The sequence below is a fragment of the Agromyces mediolanus genome, assembly GCF_014648575.1.
GTDB lineage: Bacteria > Actinomycetota > Actinomycetes > Actinomycetales > Microbacteriaceae > Agromyces > Agromyces mediolanus.
In genome coordinates this window covers 1,656,838-1,678,612 of sequence record NZ_BMRJ01000001.1, presented here as the reverse complement: position 1 = coordinate 1,678,612, position 21,775 = coordinate 1,656,838, and the positions used below count along the sequence as shown (strand labels likewise).

Sequence of the window (21,775 nt, the reverse complement as noted above, 5' to 3'; positions counted from 1 at the left end):
GGTCAGTCCTCCTCGCTGAAGGCCGGCGAGTGATCGCGGGCGTACTGGATGTAGCTGTTCGAGACGCCCTGCGGCACCATCGGCCACACCATGGCGTCGGCGGAGACGACGAAGTCGATGACGACCGGGCGGTCGTTCGTCTCGAGCGCGAGCTTGATCGCCTCGTCGACCTCCTCTTCCTTCGTGACGCGGATGCCGAGGGCGCCGTACGCCTCGGCGAGCTTCACGAAGTCGGGCACCCGCACCGAGTCGTGCCCGGTGTTCAGGTCGGTGTTCGAGTAGCGGCCGTCGTAGAACAGCGTCTGCCACTGGCGCACCATGCCCAGCGAGGAGTTGTTGATGATGGCGACCTTGATCGGGATGTCGTTCAGGGTGCACGTGGCGAGCTCCTGATTCGTCATCTGGAAGCAGCCGTCGCCGTCGATCGCCCACACGTGGCGGTCGGGCTGGGCGACCTTCGCCCCCATCGCCGCCGGCACCGCGTAGCCCATCGTGCCCGCGCCGCCCGAGTTCAGCCAGGCGTTGGGGCGCTCGTACTTGATGAACTGCGCCGCCCACATCTGGTGCTGGCCGACGCCCGCGGCGTAGACCGCCTCGGGGCCGGTGAGCTCGCCGATGCGCTTGATGACGTACTGCGGCGAGAGCAGCCCGTCGGAGGTCGGCGCGAAGCCGAGCGGGTACTCGTTGCGGAGCCCCTCGAGCGTCGCCCACCACTCGGCGGTGTCGGCGGTGCCGCGCGCGGCCACGTCGCGGTAGGCCGCGAGCAGGTCGACGAGCACCTCCTTCAGGTCGCCCACGATCGGCACGTCGGCCGTGCGGATCTTCGAGATCTCGGCCGGGTCGATGTCGACGTGCACGACCTTCGCGTTCGGGGCGAAGAGCGCGGCCTTGCCGGTGACCCGGTCGTCGAAGCGCGCGCCGAGGGAGACGACGAGGTCGGACTCCTGCAGCGCGAGCACCGCGGGCACCGTGCCGTGCATGCCCGGCATGCCGAGGTGCTGCGGGTGCGAGTCGGGGAAGGCGCCGCGGGCCATCAGCGTGGTCACCACGGGCGTCTTCGTCGCCTCGGCGAGCTCGAGGAGCTCGGCGGAGGCGCCGGAGCGGATGACGCCGCCGCCGACGTAGAGCACCGGGCGCTCGGCCTCGGCGATGAGCTGGGCCGCGGCGAGCACCTGCTTGCCGTGCGCCTTGGTGATCGGCCGGTAGCCCGGCAGATCGACCTTCGGCGGCCAGCGGAACGCGAAGGTGTTCTGCTGCGCGTCCTTCGTGATGTCGACGAGCACGGGGCCCGGGCGGCCGGTCGTGGCGATGTGGTACGCCGCCGCGATCGTGGCCGGGATCTCCTCGGCGCGCTTCACGAGGAAGGAGTGCTTCGTGATCGGCATGGTGATGCCGACGATGTCGGCCTCCTGGAACGCGTCGGTGCCCATCAGGTTGGAGAAGACCTGACCGGTGATCGCGAGCAGCGGCACCGAGTCCATGTGGGCGTCGGCGATCGCAGTGACGAGGTTCGTCGCGCCGGGGCCCGAGGTCGCGATCGCGACGCCGAGCTTGCCGGACGAGGACGCGTAGCCCTGGGCGGCATGACCGGCGCCCTGCTCGTGCCGGACGAGGATGTGCCGGAGCTTGCGGCTCTCGAACAGCGGGTCGTAGACGGGGAGGATGGCGCCGCCGGGCAGACCGAACACGTCGGTGATGCCGAGATTCTCCAGCGAGCGGACGACCGCCTCGGCGCCCGTGATGATCTCGGACGCACCTGGCGATGCTGGGGCAGGCGACGGCACGGGGTGGGATTCCGTGGGCATGCGATTCCTATCTGGGTGAATGGGTGTGCGAATGAGCGCAGCACTCAGCCAGTGGTCGCGCCTTCGGCAGCGGAGCGCACGAGCTTGGAGTACTTCGCGAGAACGCCTCGGGTGTAGCGCGGAGGAAGCGGCGCCCAGCCTTCACGGCGGGCGGCCAGCTCGGCCTCGTCGACCAGTAGGTCGATGGACCGGGCCGCGATATCGACCCGAATCAGATCACCATCGCGCACCAAGGCAATCGGACCTGCGTCGACTGCTTCGGGTGCCAGATGGCCGATGCACAGGCCGGTTGTGCCGCCTGAGAATCGACCGTCCGTCAAGAGTAGTACATCTTTGCCGAGCCCGGCGCCCTTGATGGCTGCGGTGATGGCGAGCATCTCGCGCATGCCGGGGCCGCCCTTGGGGCCCTCGTAGCGGATGACGACCACGTCGCCGTGCTTGATCTCGCCGTTGGTGAGGGCGTCCATGGCGCCGCGCTCGCGCTCGAACACGCGCGCGGGGCCCTCGAAGACGGCCGCGTCGAAGCCCGCCGTCTTCACGACCGCGCCCTCGGGGGCGAGGCTGCCGTGCAGGATCGTGAGGCCGCCGGTCTCGTGGATCGGGTCGTCGAGGGTGTGCAGCACCTCGCCGTCGAGCGGCGGGAGGTCCATCTCGGCGAGGTTCTCGGCCATGGTCTTGCCCGTGACGGTGAGCACGTCGCCGTGCAGCAGCCCGGCGTCGAGCAGGGCCTTCATCAGCACCGGGACGCCGCCGCGGCGGTCGACGTCGTTCATGACGTACTTGCCGAAGGGCTTGAGGTCGCCGATGTGCGGCACCTTCGAGCCGATGCGGTTGAAGTCCTCGAGCGTGAGGTCGACCTCGGCCTCACGGGCGATCGCGAGCAGGTGCAGCACGATGTTCGTCGAGCCGCCGAGGGCCATGCCCACGGCGATCGCGTTCTCGAACGCCTTCTTGGTGAGGATCTGCCGCGCGGTGATGCCGTGCTTCAGCAGGTTGACGACGGCCTCGCCGGAGCGGTGCGCGTAGTAGTCGCGGCGGCGGTCGGCCGAGGCCGGCGAGGCCGAGCCCGGCAGCGAGAGACCGAGCGCCTCGGCGACCGAGGCCATGGTGTTCGCGGTGTACATGCCGCCGCAGGCCCCCTCGCCCGGAGCGAAGGCGCACTCGATGCGCTTCGCGTCGGCGGCGCTCATCGTGCCGGCCTTGACCGCGCCGACCGCCTCGAAGGAGTCGATGATCGTGATGTCCTTCTCGGTGCCGTCGGACAGGCGCACCCAGCCGGGCGCGATCGAGCCCGCGTAGAGGAAGACCGAGGAGAGGTCGAGCCGGGCGGCCGCCATCAGCATGCCCGGGATCGACTTGTCGCAGCCGGCGAGCAGCACGGAGCCGTCGAGACGCTCGGCCTCCATGACGACCTCGACCGAGTCGGCGATGACCTCGCGCGAGACGAGCGAGAAGTGCATGCCCTCGTGCCCCATGGAGATGCCGTCGGAGACCGAGACCGTGCCGAACTGCAGCGGGTAGCCGCCGCCGGAGTGCACGCCCTCCTTCGCGGCCTGCGCGAGGCGGCTCAGCGAGAGGTTGCAGGGCGTGATCTCGTTCCAGGAGCTCGCGATACCGATCTGGGGCTTGTCCCAATCGGCATCCCCCATGCCCACGGCCCGGAGCATGCCCCGGCTGGTCATGGCTTCGATGCCGTCGGTGACGGTGCGGCTACGCGGTTTGGGATCGAACTCCGACATGCATCGAGTCTATGGCTACCGCGAGGTGTGTTCGCGCGCCGCCTCCCGGGCATCCGCAAGGGTCTCCAGCAGCAGCGCGACGTCCTCCGTGCCGCGCACGCGATGGCCGGCGAGCGACTTGCCCTGCCCGACCTTCACGCCCACGTCGTCGACGTCGAGCACCGCGAAGGCGTCCTCGTCCGTGACGTCGTCGCCGACGTAGAGCACCGCCGTCGAGCCGAGGTACTGGCGCACCCGGGTGAGGGACTCGCCCTTGTCGCTCGAGCGCACGGCGAACTCGATGACGGCCTTTCCGCTGCGCACCGTGATGCCGGGCAGCTCGTCCTCGATGCGCTCGCGCGCGGAGTGCTGCAACGCGGCCCCGACCGTGACCGGCAGACGCCGCGTGTGCAGCGCGAGCCCGGCCGGCTTGTGCTCGACCCAGGCGCCGTCGGCCTCCGACGCGGCATCCTCCAGGAGCTCGGTGAGCCGGGCGAGCCGGGCGTGCTCGACATCGCGCAGCTCGATGGTCACTCCCCCGTCGTCGAGTTGCAGCTCGACGCCGTGCGAGCCGCTCAGCAGCACGCCCTCCGGCGGATCGGCCACCTCGCGCAGGCTCTCGAGCGAGCGGCCGGACACGAACGCGACCCGGGTGTCGTCGCTCGCGATCAGCCGTTCGACGGCCGCGCGGGCCCGAGCGCTCGCCCGAGCGTCCTCCGGCCGGTCGACGAGCGGCGCGAGCGTGCCGTCGAAGTCGAGCGCGACGAGCAGGCGCTCGGTGCCGGCGAGCCGCGAGACGGCGGCCGAGAGGGAATCGGAGACGCCGGCGGGGATCTTGCCGGCGCCGGTGAGCGCCTCGAGGAACGTCGCCGACCAGTTGGCGACGTCGTTCGACTGCACCCGGCGGCGCAGCGCCCGCATGCGGCGGGCGCGCTCCCCCTTCGGCATCTCGACGGCGGCGATCATCGCGTCCTTCAGGCCCTCGATGTCGTGCGGGTTCACGAGCACCGCCTGGCGGAGCTCGTCGGACGCGCCGGTGAACTCGCTGAGCAGCAGGACGCCGTCGTCGTCGAAGCGGCAGGCCACGTACTCCTTGGCGACGAGGTTCATGCCGTCGCGGAGCGCGGTGACGAGCATGACGTCGGCCGCGAGGTAGAGGGCGACCATCTCTTCGCGGGGGTAGCCGTGGTGGAGGTAGGAGATGGCGGGATGGCCGAGCTCGCCGTGGTCGCCGTTCAGCCGGCCGACCATGAGCTCGATCTCGTCGCGCAACTGGCGGTACGTCTCGACGCGTTCGCGGGAGGGGCTCGCCACCTGCACGAGGGTGGCGTCCTCGACCGAGAGCCGGCCGTCGCGCAGCAGCTCGCCGAAGGCCTTCATCCGGTGCCGGATGCCCTTCGTGTAGTCGAGCCGGTCGACGCCGAGCATGATCGTCTCGGGGTCGCCGAGGTTGCGGCGGATCTCGGCGGCGCGCTCCTGCACCTCGGGCCGGCGCGCGATCTCCTCGAAGCCCGCGGCGTCGATCGAGATCGGGAAGTGCCGCGCGACGACGCGACGCAGCTCGCCGTCCTCCTCGGGCACCTCGATGATCGATCCGCGCGTCGCGTAGCCGAAGAGCCGGCGCACTGCGCGGGTGAAGTTGCCGGCATCCGCCGCTCGCTGGAAGCCGACGACATCGGCGCCGAGGAGTCCCTCGATGACCTGGCGCCGCCAGGGCAGCTGCGAGTAGATGCCGTATGCGGGGAACGGAATGTGGTTGAAGAAGCCGATCACGAGGTCGGGACGCGCCTCGCGGAGCATCTTCGGCACGAGCTGCAACTGGTAGTCGTGCACCCAGACGACGGCGCCCTCGGCGGCCGCCTCGATCGCGGCGTCGGCGAAGCGGCGGTTGACGCGCACGTAGGCGTCCCACCACTCGCGGTGGAACGAGGGCGGGGCGATGACGTCGTGATAGAGGGGCCAGAGGGTGTCGTTCGAGAAGCCCTCGTAGTAGTCCTCGAGCTCGTCAGCGGTGAGCGGAACGGGGATGATCTCGATGCCGTCGTGGGCGAAGGGCTCGAACTCCCGGTCGGCGACGCCGGCCCAGCCGATCCAGGCGCCGTCCTCGGCGCGCATCACCGGCTCGAGGGCCGTGACGAGCCCGCCCGGCGAGCTGCGCCAGCCCGGCGTGCCGTCGGCGGATTCGACGTAGTCGACCGGCAGCCGGTTCGACACGACGATCATCTCGTAGGCGGCGCGAACACCGCGGGTGGTGGTGGGCGTCTGGGCGTCCGGCATGGTGATGGAGATCCCTCCTCGGGCTCCTGCCCAGGCTAACAGTCGCCCGTCATCGGCCACGGGGGCTTGCGCTCGGCCGCTCGTGGCCCCCTGAGCCCGTCGAAGGGCTGGTCCCCTGAGCCCGTCGAAGGGCCGGCCCCCTGAGCCCGTCGAAGGGCGGTCGCCGCCTTACGAGTACGTCAGCCCGAAGAACGTCGACCCGAGCATGAGCGCGATGACCCCCACGATCGCGCTGATCGCCCGCACCCACGCCGGACCGCGGCGCACGGCCGCGATGCCGGACACGAGCGCCGCGAGCATGGTCGCGAAGCTCAGGACGCGGATGGTGAGCTCGGGCAGCATCGCGGCGGTGGCGATGCCCGAGGCGAGCACGAGCACCACCGCGACGACCGCCGGAGCGAGCCGCAGGCCCGCTCGACGCGAGGCGGGGATGCCTGCGGACTGGTCGGTGACGCTCATCTGCGCTCCTCGGTGGCGGCCGTTCACGGACGAGAGGCCAGGCTCGCATCGATCGCAGCCCGCCGCAACACCCGACGGCCCGCTGGGTGGCCCCCTGAGCCCGTCGAAGGGGCGGCATGGTCCCCTGACCCCGTCGAAGGGGGACGGCATGGTCCCCTGAGCTTGTCGAAGGGGGGCGGCATGGTCCCCTGAGCTTGTCGAAGGGGGACGGCATGGTCCCCTGAGCCTGTCGAAGGGCGCCCCCCTTCGACCAGCTCAGGGAACCAACACCCCTTCGACAAGCTCAGGGAACCAATACCCCTTCGACAAGCTCAGGGAACCAACACCCCTTCGACAAGCTCAGGGGGCCGACGGGCTCAGCCGAGCGCCGCGGAGGCGAAGCCGATCGAACGGAGGCCCCGGCGACGGCCGACCACGATCGCAGTGCCGAGCACACCGATCAGGGCGAACAGCGCGAGTACGCCCGCGGCTCCCGCCACGCCTGCTCCCCCGGCGCCGGACACGATGAGCTGCATGCCCTGCACCGCCCAGGTGAGCGGCAGGAACGGGCTGATCGTCTGGTAGGGGCCGCTCAGCGCCTCGATCGGCACGAGGCCCGTGGTCGTGAGCTGCAGCGCGACGAGGATCAGCGAGATGATCATGCCGCCGCGCCCGAGCCACGTCATCAGCCAGGCGTGCACCGCGGTGAAGGCGAGCGCCGTGAGTGCCGAGAACGCCAGGGTCTGCGGCAGCAGCGACCACGAGACGCCGAGCGCGAGGTGCAGCAGCCCGACGACCGCGACCGCCTGACCGAGCGCGACGAGTCCGGCGCGGGCGAGCGCCCGCCACACCAGGCCACCGGTCGAGGCGGTGCTGCGCAGCGCCTCGCGGCCGAACGGCCGGAACACGAGGAACATCGCCAGCGCACCGACCCACAGGCCGATCGGGGCGAACCACATGCCGACGGCCTCACCGGTCGAGGCGATCTCGTGGTCGCGCGCGGTGTCCACTGTGACGGGCTGGGAGACGACGTCGGCCATCTCCTCGCCGTCCACGTTCGTGAGCGCGCCCGCCTGCTCGGCGCCGTCCGCGAGGCCGTTCGCGAACTGCGTGGCGCCGTTCGCGAGCTCCCCCGCACCCGTCGCCGCGCTCGACGCGCCGCTCGACAGCTGGCTCAGTCCGCCCGCGAGCTCGCCGACGCCTGAAGCGAGTCCGGAGGCGCCGTCCCGGATCGCGGCGGAACCGCCGGACAGCTGCGCTGCCCCGTTCGAGAGCTCGGCGAGGCCGGCCTGCGTCTGGTCGACGCCGCTCTGCACTCCGGCGGCGAGCTGCGCGCCCTGGGCCGTGAACTTGTCGAGCTGCGGCTGCAGGGCACCTGCCTGCGCCTGCAGCTGGGCGATGAGGGCATCGAGCTGGGGGGCGAGCTCCGGATTGTCGACCTTCGCCTGCTCGAGCTGCGCGATCAGGGTGGTGAAGGTGCTGCCGAACTGACCGACGGCGGAGTTCACTCCCCCGACATAGGCGCTCACTCCACCGGCGAGCGTGTCGAGACCGGCGGATCCGGCGCTCGCCTGAGCCAGGCCCGAGGCGAGCCCGTCGACTCCCTGGGTGTACTGCCGCACGCCGTCGGCGTACTGCGCGGCTCCACTCGCGGCATCCGAGGCGCCCGATGCGGCCGAGGCGACGCCCGTGGAGAGCTGACCGACCCCCGTCGAGAGCGAGCCCGCGCCGGAGGCGAGGGAGGAGGCGCCGTCGGCGGCCTGGTCGAGCGAGCCGCCGAAGTCGGCGAGCCCGGCGTAGAGCCCTTCGAGGTACTGCTGCGTGAGCGTGCGCCCGAAGGCGGCGGTCATCGCGTCGCCGACGGACTGCACGACCGAGCCGGCGAGGTACGAGTGTGCGTCGTCGGTGCGGATCTCGAGGTTCGCCTTCGTCGGGTTCGAGCCCGAGAGCGAGGTGACCGAGGCAGAGAAGTCGGACGGGATCGTGAGCACCGCGTACGCCTCGCCGTCGGCGAGCTTCTTCGCGGCCTCTTCGTCGTTCGAGATGGTCCAGTCGAAGCCGCTCGCCTCGCCGCCGGTGAGCTCGGTGACGAGGAGCCGGCCGGCGAGCACCTGCTGCTCGGCGCCGTCGGCGTCGGTGGTCGTGACCATCTCGTCGTCGTTCACGACGATCGCCGGGATCTGTTCGAGCTGGTCGTTGCCGCCCGCGACCGCACCGGACACGAGGCCGGCGACGGCGAGCGGAACGGCGACGACGGCCGCGAGCAGCACGCCGTAGCGGAGTCGGCGCTGGGACGGGGTGGAGCCGAAGAGTCGGGAGAGTCGGCCGCTCATCGCAGGGCCTCCTGGTGGTCGGTGGGAACGGGGGAAGCTGGCGCGGCCGGAAGGGCCGCGAGGTCGACGGTCTCGACGCCGCGGGCGGCGAAGAGACTGCCGGCGGCCGGCCCCTGGGCGGAGCGGCCGATGCCGACGATCAGGGCGACATCGGCGGGGACGAGGACGGCGAGGGCGTCCCAGAGCTCGGTCGTGGCCGCGCCGGGCGCCTCGTCGAGGTCGATGGCGACGGCGCTCGGCCGTTCGGCGAGGGCCGCGGCGGTCGCGACGACGGCACGGGCGACGGCGCCGAGCGATTCGAGCGGGGTGTCGCCGTCGAAGCGCTCGCCGATCGCGAGCGCCGCCTTGCGCGCCCACTCCGAGGCGGCCTGCGAAGCCGGCGCGAGCCGGTACCAGGGGCGGGTGGCGTCGAGCCGACGGGCGATGAGCTCGCCCACGGTGCCGCCGTCGAGCGCCTGGTCGGCGGAGAGCTCGGCGATCGCGACGCGGCGGAGCACCTCGCCGCCGGAACCCGGCAGCGGACGGCCGAGCACGGCGAGGCGGCCGTCGACGGGCGCGAGGCGGGCGGCGAGGGTCGCGACGACGACGCGCCGATCGACCGCGCTGCCGCGGACGAGCAGGGCGCCGTGCTCGGGCACCTCAACGTCGACCGGTCCGATCGTGCGCTCGGGCAGGCCGAACACGGCCCCCTCCGCGAGCACGGCCGCCGGCCGCGCCTTCGCCCAGGCCTCCTGATCGAGGTGGGCGCGCAGACCCTCTCCCTCGATATCGACGTCGGGCAGGAGGCGCCCGAGCCACTTCGGCAGCCACCAGGCGCCGCGCCCGGCGAGCGCCATCGCGGCGGGGACGAGCGTCATCCGCACCAGGAAGGCGTCGAACGCGACGCCGATCGCGAGCGCGAAGGCGATGCCCTTGATCGGACCCGATCCCTCGGGCACGAAGGCGAAGAACACGAAGAACATGATGAGCGCGGCGGCCGTGACGACGCGGGCGGCGTGCTGGAATCCGTGCACGATCGCTTCGCGCGGACGCCCGCCCGGCGTCTGCTGCTTCGAACGCACGAACTCTTCGCGCATGCCCGAGACGAGGAACACCTCGTAGTCCATCGCGAGCCCGAACAGCACCGCCATCAACAGGATCGGCAGGAAGCTCAGGATCGGGCCGGGCTCGATGTGGAGCAGATCGGCGAACCAGCCCCACTGGAACACCGCGACCGTCACGCCGATCGCGCCGAATGCGGAGAGCAGGAAGCCGAGCGCGGCCTTCACCGGCACGAACACCGAGCGGAACACGATCAGCAGCAGCACGATCGAGAGGCCGACGACGATGAGCGCGAAGGGCACGAGCGCATCGCTGAGCCGTTGCGAGATGTCGATCGAGACGGCCGTGTAGCCGGTGACGGCGATGGGCGTGCCGAAGTCGGCCTGGATGCCGGGCTCGAGCTCGCGGATCGACTCCACGAGCTGCTTCGTCGCCGGGTCGTCGGGCGCGCTCTCCGGGATCACCTGGATGATCGCGGTGTCGACGGTCGGGTTCGGCATACCGTCGCCGACGTAGGCGACGTCGTCGAGGGCGCCGATGCGGGCCCCGATGGCGTCGAGGTCGTCGAAGATGTCGGTCGTCTGGGTGATGTCGACCGTGACGATGAGGGGCCCGTTGTACCCGGGTCCGAAGCCGTCGGAGATGAGGTCGTAGGCCTCGCGCGAGCTGGAGCCGACGGGATCGGTGGCGGCGCTCGGCAGGTTCAGGTCGAGGCTCAGCGCCGGCACGGAGGCCGCACCGAGGAGCCCGACGATCGCGATGACGAAGGCGATCGGGGCCTTGAGCACGGTGTCGACCCAGCGCCGGCCGAGGGGCTTCTTGCCGCCGTCGTCGTCGGCGTTCGCTCGCCGGTGCGCGCGGCTGCCGGGCTTCGGGACGAGCCGCTTGCCGAGCACGCCGAGGAGGGCGGGCAGCAGGGTCACCGCCCCGACGACCGCGATGAGCACCGCGAACGCCGCGCCGACGCCCATGACGCTGAGGAAGGGGATGCCGACCACGAGGAGCCCCAGCAGGGCGATGATGACCGTGAGGCCCGCGAAGACGACCGCACCGCCGGCCGTCGCGACCGCCTCGGCGGCGCTCTCCTCCGGATCCTGGCCGCGGGCGAGCTGGGTTCGGTGCCTGGACAGGATGAACAGCGCGTAATCGATGCCGACGGCGAGGCCGATCATGACGGCCAGCATCGGCGCGGTGCTGGAGACCGGCGTGATGGCGGCGACGATCGAGATGCCGCCGAACGCGAGGCCCACGCCGACGAGCGCGGTGAGCAGCGGCATGCCCGCCGAGAGCAGCGAGCCGAAGGTGATGAAGAGCACGACGCCCGCGAACAGCACGCCGAGCGCCTCGGTGACGGTCAGGCCGAAGCTCGTGTCCTGGAACACCTCGCCGCCGAAGGCGACCTCCATGCCGGCGTCGCTCGCGAGCTCCTTGGTGGCGGTGACGGCGTCGAGCTGCTCCTGCGTGACGTCGGTGCTCGGCCCGTCGAACTGCACCTGGATGATGGCGGTGCGCTCGTCGCCGGACACCTGGTCGCCGGCGTACTCGTCGAACGGTCCGAGCACGCTCGCTACGCCGTCGATGTCGGCGAGCTCGCTCGACATCTCGTCGATGGCGTCCCGGTAGGGGGCGTCCTCGACGGAGGCGCCCTCCGGCGCCTCGACGACCGCGCGGGCCGAGGCGCCCGCGGTCTGCGGGAACACGGCGGCGAGCTGGTCGATCGCCGACTGCGACTCGGTGCCGGGGATCGCGAACGATTCCTGGAGCTGGCCGCCGAGCCCGATGCCGGCGCCGAGGAACGCGCCGAGCGCGAGCACCCAGGTGACGATGACGAGCCAGCCGCGGCGGTAGGCGAAGCGGCCGATGCGGTGCAGGAGGAGGGCCATGGTGTCTTCCGGGTCAGCGGCCGGCGGCCGGGATCAGCAGTTCGGTGAGGACGTCGATGAGCGCGGCGCGCACGTCGTCGTCCGAGTAGGAGGTGACGAGCTGGCTCATCTCGTCGTCGTCGAAGAAGGTGGCGCCCGCCACGAGCGCGTAGGTGGCGCCGGCGAGGGCGACGCCGAAGCGCATCTGCTCGGCGAGCGAGGCGCCGGTGCAGATCGCGTCGGCGAGGACGCGGATCGCGGCGTTGCCGCGTTCGATCGCGGGGATGCCGCGGAGGGAGTGGCCCTGACTGACAAAGAGGTGCACGGCGAGGCGTTCGCCGAGCAGCAGGTCGACGAAGCGAGCGATGAAGGCGCCGCGCGCCGCGTCGGAGCGGCGGCCCGCGGCGAACTCCGCGACGAGCACCTCGAGCTTCTCGATGGCGGGCGTGGTGGCCGCCTCGAGCAGCGCCTCCTTCGAGGCGTAGTGGTAGAGCACGCTCGACTTCGAGTACCCGGCGTGGTCGGCGATCTGCTGCAGCGAGGTCGCGGCGAAGCCGACGGTGGCGAACTGTTCGAGCGCGGCCTGGCGCAGTTCGTCGCCGGCGCGGGCGCGCGCAGGGAGAGTGGCGTCGGTGGGCATGCTTCGACGGTAGCTGACCGATCGGTCAGACTCTGTCCGATCGGTCAGATTCTCGGTCGACTCCCAGCGCCTGTTCACCGTCCCGTCACGAACGGCGGATGCCTCGCCGCACGGATCCCGTCAAGGGGGCGACGCGGGCGGGCTCCGCCGGGTAGCGTTGCGGCATGCGCAAGTACCTCTTCAGCGGAGCCGTGCTGAGTGCCGCCATCAGCGGCATCGGCGTCGTCAAGGCGACCATGTCCGGCCCCCGCGACTGGCGACTGCTCATGATGTGGATCGCCTGGGCCGCGAGCCTCGCCGTCGCGATCGGCACCGTCGCCGACGAGACGAAGCGCGAAGAACTGGAGTAAGCTCCGCCTGCCGTTCTGCGGCGTGTCCCCCGCTCGATGACGTGCTGGTGCCCGAGACTTGAGGCACTGCACGAGATCGAGAGGGTCGTATGATGTTCCGCCGCTGGCGCCGCACGAGGCTCACCGCCGAAGCCTCGGAGCACGTCGCCGCCCCGGCACCTCGCCCCTCCGCCGCCGACCTCCGCGGCGAGCAGATCTTCGACCTGCTGCACGGCAAGCTCTCCGAGTTCATCGGCTCCTCCGGTGAGTGGACGCTCGTCCGCCGCACGGACGCCGACTCCGACCGCATCTTCCACGCGATCGTGACCCATCAGATCGCCGCCGAGCTCACCCGCAGCATCCTCGACGAGCGCGACAACGTCGCCGTCGTCGTCCCCGAGGGCGAGCAGCAGCTCGCGCTCGACTGGGAGCCGACTCCCCTCGTCGTCTGGGCCGAGCCGCTCGGCGCGCACGTCGCCATGCCCGCGGCGCCCGACGCCGACGCAGCGGCGGACCATTCCGACGAGGCCGACGCACCGGCGCACGACGCGGAGGCCGACGAGGCATCCGCCGCCCAGACTCCGCTGCACGCCCGCGCCGCCTGACGCCTCTCCGAACCGCTGGGCGACCGGCGTCCAAAATCCGGGGTCGATTCTTGTACGGCGATCCGCGCGAGCGGTCGTGCCGCGCTTCTAGCGTGAGAACCGGGCGAACCCGCCCGACGACTCCGCGAGAGGGACGCAGCAGATGAGCACCGCACCGAGCACCGGATCCGAGCAGGCCGCTCCGGCCGAACCCGCCGCGCCCGTGCGCCGTCGCCGCGCGACCGCCAGGGACCTCGCCCAGATCGCCGTGTTCGCGGCGCTCATCGCCGCGCTCGGCGTTCCCGGCGCGATCCCGCTCGGGCCCGAGGGCGTGCCGATCACCCTGCAGACGCTCGGGGTCATGCTGGCCGGCGCGATTCTCGGCGCGCGCAAGGGCTCCCTCGCCGTGCTGCTGTTCATCGCGCTCGTCGCGGCCGGCCTGCCCCTGCTGTCCGGCGGGCGCGGCGGCCTGGGCGTCTTCGTGGGCCCCTCGGTCGGCTACCTGCTGGGCTGGCTGCTCGGCGCCGCCGTGATCGGTTGGGCGACCGCACGGCTGCTCCCCCGCTACCGGCTCGTGCCCGCGCTGCTCTGGACGGCGCTCGGCGGCATCGTCGCGGTCTACGCCGTCGGCATCCCCGTCTTCGCACTGGTGACGGCCACGCCGATCGGTCTCGCGGCCGCCGGTGCGGCCGTCTTCCTCATCGGCGACGCGATCAAGGTCGTCGCGACCGTGCTCGTCGCGAAAGGCGTGCACCGCGCCTGGCCCGGTCTCATCGAACCGAAGCCGTGGCCGTGGCGCCGCGGCGCGGACGCGTCGGCCGACGAGCGCGCGTGAGCGGCGGCTGGCTCGGCGGAGCGGGCGGGCGTCCGGCACTCGCCCTCGGCGGGCGGACGCTCGACTACCGCGCGCTCGGTCGAGCCGTCGCCGCCTTCGAACTGCCGGATGACGGCGGGGCCATCGTCGTCCGACCGGAGGCGCATCCCGTCGAGACGCTCGTGGCCGTGGTCGCGGGCCTCGAGCGGGGCCGCCCGGTGCTCGTCGGCGCGGACGCCGTGCCCGCCGAACCGCTCCCCGTGGGAACCGAGCTCGCCCTGACCACCTCCGGTTCGAGCGCGCCGAGCGGCCGGCCGAGGATCGTCGCCCGCAGCAGCGCGTCGTGGCTCGCGTCCTCGGCCCCGCTCGCCGAGGCGACCGGAGCGGGCCCCGACAGCGTCGTGCGCATCTCCGGCCCGCTGCACGTCTCGATGCACCTCTACGCCGCGCTGCACGCCCTGCAGCTCGGCGCGACCGCGAGCGACGAGCCGGACCGCGGCGCGATCGTGCATGCGACGCCGACCCGGCTCGCCCGCCTCCTCGACGGACCCGCTGCTCCGCGCACCGCGGTCGTCGCCGGGGCCGCCCTGCACGACCGGCTGCGAGCCCGTGCCGCCGCACGCGGAGTGCGGCTCGTCGAGTACTACGGCGCCGCCGAGCTCTCCTTCGTCGCCATCGGCGAGGGCGACGGCCTGCGCCCCTTCCCCGGCGTCGAGATCGAGCTGCGCCCGAGCGCCGTCGGCTCCGAGCTCTGGGCGCGCTCGCCCTACCTCGCGCTCGGTGTCGTCGGCGGCGGGATGCTCCGCCGGGACGCCCACGGCTTCGCCACGGTCGGCGATCTCGCCGAGCCGGTCGAGTCCGACGCGGAGCGCCGTGGCGGATCCGGTGAGCCGCGGTTCCGCATCCTCGGCCGCGGTGACGCCGCGATTACGGTCGCCGGCGAGACCGTGCTGGCCGAGGACGTCGAGCGCCGTCTCGGCGAACTGCCCGGCATCGCCGCCGCGATCGTCCTCGGCGAGCCCGACGAACTCCTCGGGCAACGCCTGGTCGCGGTCGTCGAGCTCGCGACCCCGGCCGAGCCCAGGCTCGCACTCGCCGCGGCCGAAGCGCTGCCGGCCGCGTGGCGGCCCAGGCGCTGGCATCGCGCCGAGGCCCTCCCGACGACCCCCTCGGGCAAGCCCGCCCGCGGCGCCGTCGCGAGCGAGCTCGCCGCGGGCCGGTACCCGCACATCGTGTCCTCCGTCGCGGCGCACGAGGCGGAGGTCGGGGCATGAACGCCGTCATCGTGGCCGCTCGACGCACCCCGATCGGCACGGCCGCCCGCAGCCTCGCCACGCGCACGGTCGACGAACTGGCCGCGGCCGTGCTCGCCGAGACGGCCCGCCTCGTCGCGCCGTCCGGCCGGGCGATCGACGACGTCATCCTCGGCAACTGCATGGGCCCGGGCGGCGACCTCGCCCGGATCGCCGCGCTCCGCGCCGGCCTCGGCCACGAGGTGCCCGGCGTGACCGTCGATCGCCAGTGCGGCTCGGGCCTCGACGCCGTGCTGCAGGCCGCTTCTCGCGTCCGCGCGGGCGACGCCCGGCTCGTCCTCGCGGGCGGCGCCGAGTCCGCCTCGACCGCGCCGCAGCGCAGCTGGCCCGACGGCACGCCGTACACCCGGGCACCGTTCGCGCCCGCCGGATTCCCCGACCCCGACATGGGTCCGGCCGCCGAGGCCGTGGCCCGGCTGCGCGGCATCGAGCGCGAACGCCAGGATGCCTGGGCCGCGCGTTCGCACGCCCGGGCCGTTGCGGCGCGCGCGGCGGGCCGTTTCGACGCGGAGCTCGTGCCCGTCGATGAGGTCGCCGCCGACGAACGACCGAACGCCCGCCTGACGGCGCCGGTGCTCGCACGCTTCGCCCCCGCCTTCGCTCCGGACGGGCAGGGCAGCGTGACGGCGGGCAACTCCTGCGGCTTCTCCGACGGCGCGGCCGCGATGGCGGTGACGACGCCCGAGATCGCCCGTGAGCTCGGCCTGCCCGCGTTTCGCGTGCGTGCGGCGGCGGTCGCGGCATCCGATCCGGCGCTGCCCGGTCTCGGCGCGGCCCGCGCCGCTCGGATCGCGCTCGACCGCGCCGGAGTCGCACCGCGTGCCCTCGGCGCTGTCGAGATCACCGAGGCCTTCGCCGCGCAACTGCTGGCCGTGAGCGACGAGCTCGGGCTCGACGAGGAGGCGATCAGCGCGGACGGCGGCGCGATCGCGCTCGGGCACCCCTGGGGCGCCTCCGGAGCCGTGCTCGTCGTGCGTCTCGCCGCCCGTCTGCTCGCCGACGACGACGATCGGCCCGCCCTCGCGGCGTGCTCCATCGGCGGCGGCCAGGGCGTGGCGATGATCGTGGAGCGGGCCGCATGAGCGCGATCGTGTTCGAGCGGGTGAGCCGCAGTTTCGACGGACGGCGGGTCGTCGACGACGTCTCCCTCGAGCTCGTCGAGCACCGGATCGGCATCGTCGGCGCCAACGGCTCCGGCAAGTCCACGCTGGCACGGATGATCAACGGCCTCGTCGAGCCCGACGCCGGGCGGGTGCTCGTCGACGGGCTCGACGTGGCGAAGCAGGGCCGCGAGGTGCGCCGCCGCGTCGGCTTCGTGTTCACCAATGCCGACACTCAGATCGTCATGCCGACCGTGCGGGAGGACGTCGCCTTCACCCTGCGCCGGCACCGGCTCGCCCCGGCGGAGGCGAACGAGCGGGTGGATGCCGCGCTCGCCCGCTTCGGGCTGACCGAGCTCGCCGAGCGGCCGGCGCACCGGCTGTCCGGCGGACAGAAGCAGCTGCTGGCACTCGCGAGCGTGCTCGTGGGGCATCCCGCGATTCTCGTCGCCGACGAGCCCACGACGCTCCTCGACGCCAGGAACGCGCGCCGCGTCGCGCGCCATCTCGCCGGCCTCGACGAGCAGCTCGTCGTCGTGAGCCACCAGCTCGAGCTCCTCGACGACTTCGACCGGGTCATCGTGATGGAGCGCGGACGTGTCGTCTGCGACGACGTGCCCGCGGTGGCCCTCCCCCGGTACCGCGATATCGACGCCGGGGACGACGACGCCGACGACGATGCGCAGGACGCCGCCGAGGAGCGGAGCCGCCCGTGATCGGCGTCTTCCACCCGGGCGACTCGCTGGTGCACCGCGCGCCGGCGCTCCTGAAGCTCGGCCTGCTCGCGGCGCTCGTGACGGCCATCGCGCTGCAGCACTCGGTGCTCGTACTCGGGGGCGCGTGCGTGCTGGTCGCGGGCATCGCCGCGCTCGCCCGAGTGCCGTTCCGCCTGCTCTGGCGCCAGCTCGTGCCGCTGCTCTGGCTGCTGGCGATCGCCGTGCCGGTCCAGCTGCTCCTCGCCGGCTGGGAGCTCGCCGTCACCGTCGCCCTGCGGCTGCTGCTCGCGGTCGTTCTGGCCGGGGTGTACTCGCTCACGACGCCGGTGACCGAGACCCTCGACGCGGCGCAGACGCTGCTGCGGCCGTTCCGCCGCTGGATCGACGCCGACCGAGTGGGGCTCGCCCTCGCCCTCGCGATCCGCGCCATCCCCCTCCTCGGCGAGATCGTCGCGGAGGTGCTCGACGCCCGCCGGGCGCGCGGCGCGGAGGGCTCGATCCGCGCCGTCGCCGTGCCCGTGATCGTGCGCGCGCTGCGCACCGCCGACCACCTCGGCGAGGCGCTCGTCGCCCGCGGTCTCGACGACTGAGCCGAACCGGGCACCACGTCAAGCCCCTGACCGCAGTGCGCGCCGTCGGTCACCATGACGTCATGTCGCAGAACGTACGCCGAATGCAGTGCCCCGCGGACGCCGTGCTCGCCGTGCTCGCCGACGGCTGGCTGTACCCCGCCTGGGTCGTCGGGGCGTCGCGGATGCGGCAGGTCGACCGGCACTGGCCCGAGCCGGGAGCGGAGCTGCACCACTCGGTCGGCGCCTGGCCGCTGCTGCTCGACGACCGCACGGTGAGCGTCGCGCGCACCGCGACGTCGCTGACCGTCCTGGCCAAAGGCTGGCCGCTCGGGGAGGCCCGGGTCTGCATCGAGGTGCGGGCGAGCGGGGCCGGATGCCTCGTCCGCCTGCAGGAGGAGCCGACGGCGGGACCCGCGCGCTGGCTCCCGCGCGGCCTGCGCGAGCCGATGCTGCGGCTGCGGAACCGGGAATCGCTGCGCCGCCTGGCGTTCCTGTCGGAGGGACGTGCGGCCGCCGTCAACCCTCCGGCGAGGATTCCGGCCGCTGGCTAGCCTGACCCTATGAGCGCCGCCGAACGAGAGACGACTCCCGCCACCACGACGCCCTCGAAGGCGGGCTGGCTGAAGCGCCTCGTCGCCTGGGTGCTCGAACGGAAGCCCGTGCGGGCATTCCTGTTGTACCAGGAGCACCACGGCCCGATGCTCGCCGACAGCGTCACCTACCGGGCGCTCTTCTCGGTGTTCGCAGGTGTGCTGCTGGGCTTCTCGGTGGCCGGCATCTGGCTCTCCCGCGACGACGAGGCCATGCAGGCGCTCGTCGACGCCGTCGGCCGGACCATCCCGGGCCTCGTCGGCGAGGGCGGCGCGATCGACCCCGGCTCGCTCGTGCAGCCCGTCGCGTTCAGCGTCGCGGGCGTCGTCGGCCTCGTGGGGCTGGTGGGCACCGCGATCGGCGCGGTCGGCTCGCTCGCCATCGCCTTCCGCGAACTCGCGGACCAGGCGCCGGATCAGACCTTCGTCGTCTGGGCCGTGCTGCGGAACCTCGCGATCGCCGTCGGCTTCGGCGTCGCGCTCGGGGCGGGCGCCGTCGTCACGATGGCCGGCACCGCCGCGATCGGCTCCGTGCTCGACTGGCTCGGCGTCCCCGCGCGCTCCGGCCTCGCCGACTTCGGCGTGCAGGCCCTCTCGATCCTCGTGGTGCTCGCGATCGACACGGTGGCCGTCGCCGCGCTGTTCCGCCTGCTGTCCGGGCTCCGGCCGCGTCGCCGTTCGCTCTGGACCGGGGCGCTGCTCGGCGGCGTCGGGCTCACCGTGCTGCAGGTGCTCTCGGGGCTGTTCATCGGCGGGGCGTCATCGAACCCGCTGCTGGCCTCGTTCGCCTCGATCATCGCGCTGCTGCTCTGGCTGAACCTCTCGAGCCAGGTCGTGCTCATCGCCGGTGCGTACATCGTCACCGGCGTCGACGAGGAGCACGACCGGGTCGCGGCGCGGTACGGCAGCCCCACGATCGCCGTGCGCCGCCTGCAGCGCGCCGAGCGCCGGGCGATGGCCGCGGTCGCGGAGGTGCAGTCCGCGCGCGAGGCCGTCGAGCGGGAGCGCGGCTGAGCGAGCGGGTCCGAGGCGCCGCCAGCGCTCGTGCGCCGAGAAACGACGAAGGCCCCGGCATGCTGCCGGGGCCTTCGCTCTGGTGCACCCCCAGGGACTTGAACCCTGAACCCACTGATTAAGAGTCAGTTGCTCTGCCGATTGAGCTAGAGGTGCGAAGTGCGGATCTTGCGAACCGAACCGAGAGACCACGCTATCAGCTCCGCCACCTTCGCGCCAATCGAGCGCGGGGCCGTCCGCACCCCGGGCGCGTCGCCCGGATGCCGGCCCGGAACCTCGCCGTTCACTCCCGGCCGATACGCTGAAGCCGTGACCGATTCCTTCGCCGACGACCTCGCGCTCGCCCTCGAACTCGCCGATCTCGCCGACGCGATCTCGCTCTCCCGATTCCGCGCCGTCGACCTCGACGTGCAGACGAAGCCCGACCGCACGCCGGTGACCGAGGCCGACCTCGCGGTCGAGCGCGCCATCCGCGAGCGACTGGCTGCCGCGCGACCCGACGACGGCATCATCGGCGAGGAGTTCGGCACCGAGGGCAGCACGAGCCGGCAGTGGATCATCGACCCGATCGACGGCACCGCCAACTTCCTGCGCGGGGTGCCGGTGTGGGGCACGCTCATCGCGCTCGCCGTCGACGGCGTCCCCGTCGTCGGGGTCGTCTCGGCACCCGCGATGGGCCGCCGCTGGTGGGCCTCCACCGGCGAGGGCGCCTGGACGCGCGAGCTGCCCGACGAGTCGGGCGTGCGCCCTGAGCCGCGTCGTCTCGCGGTCTCCGCGGTCTCGGGACTGGCGGATGCCTCGCTGAGCTTCCAGAGCCTCGCCCAGTGGCGCGACGCCGGCTATCTGGACCGCCTCCTGGCGCTCTCGGAGCGGGTGTGGCGCGACCGCGCCTACGGCGACCTCTGGTCGTACATGCTGCTCGCCGAGGGCGTCATCGACATCGTCGGCGAGTTCGACGTGAAGATCTACGACCTCGCCGCCCTCATCCCGATCGTCGAGGAGGCCGGCGGCCGCTTCACCTCGATCACCGGCGAGCCCGGGCCCCAGCACGGCAGCTCGCTCGCCACCAACGGCGCGCTGCACGAGCTCGTGCTCGACGCCCTGCGCTGAGGCGAGCCACCACCCGAACGGGGGCCGCGTGCCGATAGAGTCGATCGGCATCCATCCGACCCGACCCGACTGGAGCACCAGATGGCCTCGTCGTACGACTACTTCCTCCTCGGCGATCACGCCGCCGCCCGCGCCGCGATCCGCGGCGCGCTCGAGGCGCAGGGCTTCACGATCACCGAGACGCCGACCGGCGGCTTCTTCGCGAAGCGCGGCAGCACCGCGCGCACCGTGTGGCTCGGCGCCATGGCCGGCTCGAAGTTCGTGATCAACCTCGCCGTCGACTTCATGACGGACGCGCAGGGTCTGCTCGTCGCCCGGCTGCACCGCGACATGACGAGCGGCGCACTGCTCGGCGGGGCGATCGGGGCGGCGAAGACCGCCACGATCTTCGGCGAGACGGGCGACGCCGTGGCGAACGACCTCGTCGCGCGCCAGGTGCTCGCGCACCGCATCGACAACGCCTGAGCGCCGCGCGCCGGCGTGCGTGCCCGGCCGGCGCTGCCGGCCGGGCACGCTCAGCTCACTCGGGCTTGAGCACCGGCACCGGCCCGCCGCCGCGGGCGTCGGCCCACAGGTCGATGCCGGAATCGACCGCGTGCTCGTCGATCGCGCGCAGCTCGGCCTCGTCGAAGTCGAGCCGGTCGAGCGCGTCGAGGTTCTCGTCGAGCTGCGCGACGCTCGACGCGCCCACCACGAGGCTCGTCACCCGCTCGTCGCGGAGCGCCCAGGCGAGCGCGAGCTGCGCGAGCGACTGCCCGCGCGAGGCGGCGATCTCGTTGAGCGCGCGCAGGTGAGCGGTGAGCTCCTCGGTGAGCACGGTGCGGTCGAGCGAGCCGTCGGAGGCGGCGCGCGAACCCTCGGGGACGCCGCCGAGGTACTTGCCCGTGAGCAGGCCCTGCGCGAGCGCGGTGAAGCCGATGACGCCGAAGCCGAGCTCGCCGGCGGCGTCGAGCAGCCCCTCGGTCTCGATCCAGCGGTTCAGCATCGAATAGGACGGCTGGTGGATCGTGAGCGGCGTACCGAGCTCGGCGAGCAGCCCCGCCATCGTGCGCGCGTCGGCCGCGGAGTACGAGGAGATGCCGACGTAGAGCGCCTTGCCCGCGCGCACGACGGCGTCGAGCGCCGAGGCTGTCTCTTCGAGCGGGGTGCCGGGGTCGGGCCGGTGGTGGTAGAAGACGTCGACGAAGTCGAGCCCGAGCCGGCCGAGCGAGGCGTCGAGGCTCGACAGCAGGTACTTGCGGCTGCCACCGGAGCCGTAGGGCCCGGGCCACATGTCCCACCCGGCTTTCGTCGACACGACGATCTCGTCGCGGTGCGCGCGGAGCTCGCGGCCGAGCACGCGCCCGACGTTCACCTCGGAGGCGCCGTAGGGCGGGCCGTAGTTGTTCGCCAGGTCGAAGTGGATGACGCCGCGGTCGAAGGCGCGCAGCAGGATGTCGCGCTGCCGTTCGGCCGGACGGTCGTCGCCGAAGTTCTGCCAGAGCCCGAGCGAGAGCAGGGGCAGCTGCAGGCCGGAACG

19 protein-coding genes and 1 tRNA gene are annotated in these 21,775 nt (G+C 72.8%); 11 read left to right on the top strand and 9 right to left on the bottom strand.

Annotated elements, in window-relative coordinates; genetic code table 11:
* Positions 1-2: 2 nt before the first annotated feature.
* The 7 genes from IEY71_RS07950 to IEY71_RS07920 form a co-directional block, all read right to left on the bottom strand.
* Positions 3-1,805: an acetolactate synthase large subunit gene (locus tag IEY71_RS07950; RefSeq protein ID WP_189084688.1), complete on the bottom strand. Its 1,803-nt coding sequence runs from the start codon at positions 1,803-1,805 to the stop codon at positions 3-5.
* Positions 1,806-1,849: 44 nt separating this feature from the next.
* Positions 1,850-3,544: a dihydroxy-acid dehydratase gene (gene ilvD / locus IEY71_RS07945; protein ID WP_189084687.1), complete on the bottom strand. Its 1,695-nt coding sequence runs from the start codon at positions 3,542-3,544 to the stop codon at positions 1,850-1,852.
* Between the two features lie 15 nt (positions 3,545-3,559).
* A complete protein-coding gene (locus tag IEY71_RS07940) occupies positions 3,560-5,800 on the bottom strand; it encodes a bifunctional alpha,alpha-trehalose-phosphate synthase (UDP-forming)/trehalose-phosphatase (protein WP_189084686.1) in 2,241 nt (746 codons plus the stop codon).
* Positions 5,801-5,968: 168 nt separating this feature from the next.
* The gene (locus IEY71_RS07935) at positions 5,969-6,259 is read right to left on the bottom strand and encodes a hypothetical protein (protein WP_189084685.1); all 291 of its coding nucleotides are present in this window, start codon (positions 6,257-6,259) and stop codon (positions 5,969-5,971) included.
* A 356-nt stretch (positions 6,260-6,615) separates the two neighbouring features.
* Positions 6,616-8,571, bottom strand: coding sequence for a YhgE/Pip family protein (locus IEY71_RS07930; protein ID WP_189084684.1), 1,956 nt, complete (start codon positions 8,569-8,571; stop codon positions 6,616-6,618).
* Positions 8,568-11,495: an MMPL family transporter gene (locus tag IEY71_RS07925; protein WP_189084683.1), complete on the bottom strand. Its 2,928-nt coding sequence runs from the start codon at positions 11,493-11,495 to the stop codon at positions 8,568-8,570. Before IEY71_RS07925 ends, IEY71_RS07930 begins: the two co-directional genes overlap by 4 nt.
* 13 nt (positions 11,496-11,508) lie before the next feature.
* Positions 11,509-12,114, bottom strand: a complete 606-nt coding sequence (locus IEY71_RS07920; protein ID WP_189084682.1) for a TetR/AcrR family transcriptional regulator — start codon at positions 12,112-12,114, stop codon at positions 11,509-11,511.
* 164 nt (positions 12,115-12,278) lie between these two features.
* Here IEY71_RS07920 and IEY71_RS07915 point away from each other — a divergent pair, with 164 nt between their 5' ends.
* The 9 genes from IEY71_RS07915 to IEY71_RS07875 all read left to right on the top strand — a co-directional run bounded on the left by IEY71_RS07915 (position 12,279) and on the right by IEY71_RS07875 (position 19,146).
* A complete protein-coding gene (locus IEY71_RS07915) occupies positions 12,279-12,464 on the top strand; it encodes a hypothetical protein (RefSeq protein ID WP_189084681.1) in 186 nt (61 codons plus the stop codon).
* Positions 12,465-12,556: 92 nt separating this feature from the next.
* On the top strand, positions 12,557-13,048 hold the full coding sequence (locus tag IEY71_RS07910; protein WP_189084680.1) for a hypothetical protein: 492 nt from the start codon (positions 12,557-12,559) through the stop codon (positions 13,046-13,048).
* Positions 13,049-13,190: 142 nt separating this feature from the next.
* On the top strand, positions 13,191-13,862 hold the full coding sequence (locus IEY71_RS07905; protein ID WP_189084679.1) for a biotin transporter BioY: 672 nt from the start codon (positions 13,191-13,193) through the stop codon (positions 13,860-13,862).
* A complete protein-coding gene (locus tag IEY71_RS07900) occupies positions 13,859-15,115 on the top strand; it encodes an AMP-binding enzyme (RefSeq protein ID WP_189084678.1) in 1,257 nt (418 codons plus the stop codon). The genes IEY71_RS07905 and IEY71_RS07900 overlap by 4 nt, the downstream gene beginning before the upstream one ends.
* Complete coding sequence (locus tag IEY71_RS07895) at positions 15,112-16,236, top strand: thiolase family protein (RefSeq protein ID WP_189084677.1); 1,125 nt, start codon at positions 15,112-15,114, stop codon at positions 16,234-16,236. The genes IEY71_RS07900 and IEY71_RS07895 overlap by 4 nt, the downstream gene beginning before the upstream one ends.
* Entirely contained in the window at positions 16,233-16,970 is a 738-nt protein-coding gene (locus IEY71_RS07890; RefSeq protein WP_189084676.1) for an energy-coupling factor ABC transporter ATP-binding protein, read from the top strand. The genes IEY71_RS07895 and IEY71_RS07890 overlap by 4 nt, the downstream gene beginning before the upstream one ends.
* Positions 16,967-17,560: an energy-coupling factor transporter transmembrane component T family protein gene (locus IEY71_RS07885; protein ID WP_189084675.1), complete on the top strand. Its 594-nt coding sequence runs from the start codon at positions 16,967-16,969 to the stop codon at positions 17,558-17,560. The genes IEY71_RS07890 and IEY71_RS07885 overlap by 4 nt, the downstream gene beginning before the upstream one ends.
* A gap of 62 nt (positions 17,561-17,622) precedes the next feature.
* The gene (locus IEY71_RS07880) at positions 17,623-18,093 is read left to right on the top strand and encodes an SRPBCC family protein (RefSeq protein WP_189084674.1); all 471 of its coding nucleotides are present in this window, start codon (positions 17,623-17,625) and stop codon (positions 18,091-18,093) included.
* Between the two features lie 9 nt (positions 18,094-18,102).
* A complete protein-coding gene (locus IEY71_RS07875; protein WP_189084673.1) occupies positions 18,103-19,146 on the top strand; it encodes a YihY/virulence factor BrkB family protein in 1,044 nt (347 codons plus the stop codon).
* 80 nt (positions 19,147-19,226) lie between these two features.
* Here the strand turns inward: IEY71_RS07875 and IEY71_RS07870 are convergent.
* Positions 19,227-19,302: transfer RNA gene (locus IEY71_RS07870), tRNA-Lys, on the bottom strand.
* A gap of 153 nt (positions 19,303-19,455) precedes the next feature.
* On the opposite strand from IEY71_RS07870, the gene hisN reads away from it, so the two are divergent.
* Both hisN and IEY71_RS07860 read left to right on the top strand, forming a co-directional pair.
* Positions 19,456-20,256 (top strand): histidinol-phosphatase, encoded by an 801-nt coding sequence (hisN, locus tag IEY71_RS07865; protein WP_189084672.1) that lies wholly within the window; start codon positions 19,456-19,458, stop codon positions 20,254-20,256.
* Between the two features lie 81 nt (positions 20,257-20,337).
* Positions 20,338-20,721: a hypothetical protein gene (locus IEY71_RS07860; protein WP_189084671.1), complete on the top strand. Its 384-nt coding sequence runs from the start codon at positions 20,338-20,340 to the stop codon at positions 20,719-20,721.
* Positions 20,722-20,776: 55 nt separating this feature from the next.
* Here IEY71_RS07860 and IEY71_RS07855 read toward each other — a convergent pair.
* Positions 20,777-21,775: aldo/keto reductase (locus IEY71_RS07855; RefSeq protein WP_189084670.1), on the bottom strand; the 999-nt coding region annotated here is incomplete at its 5' end.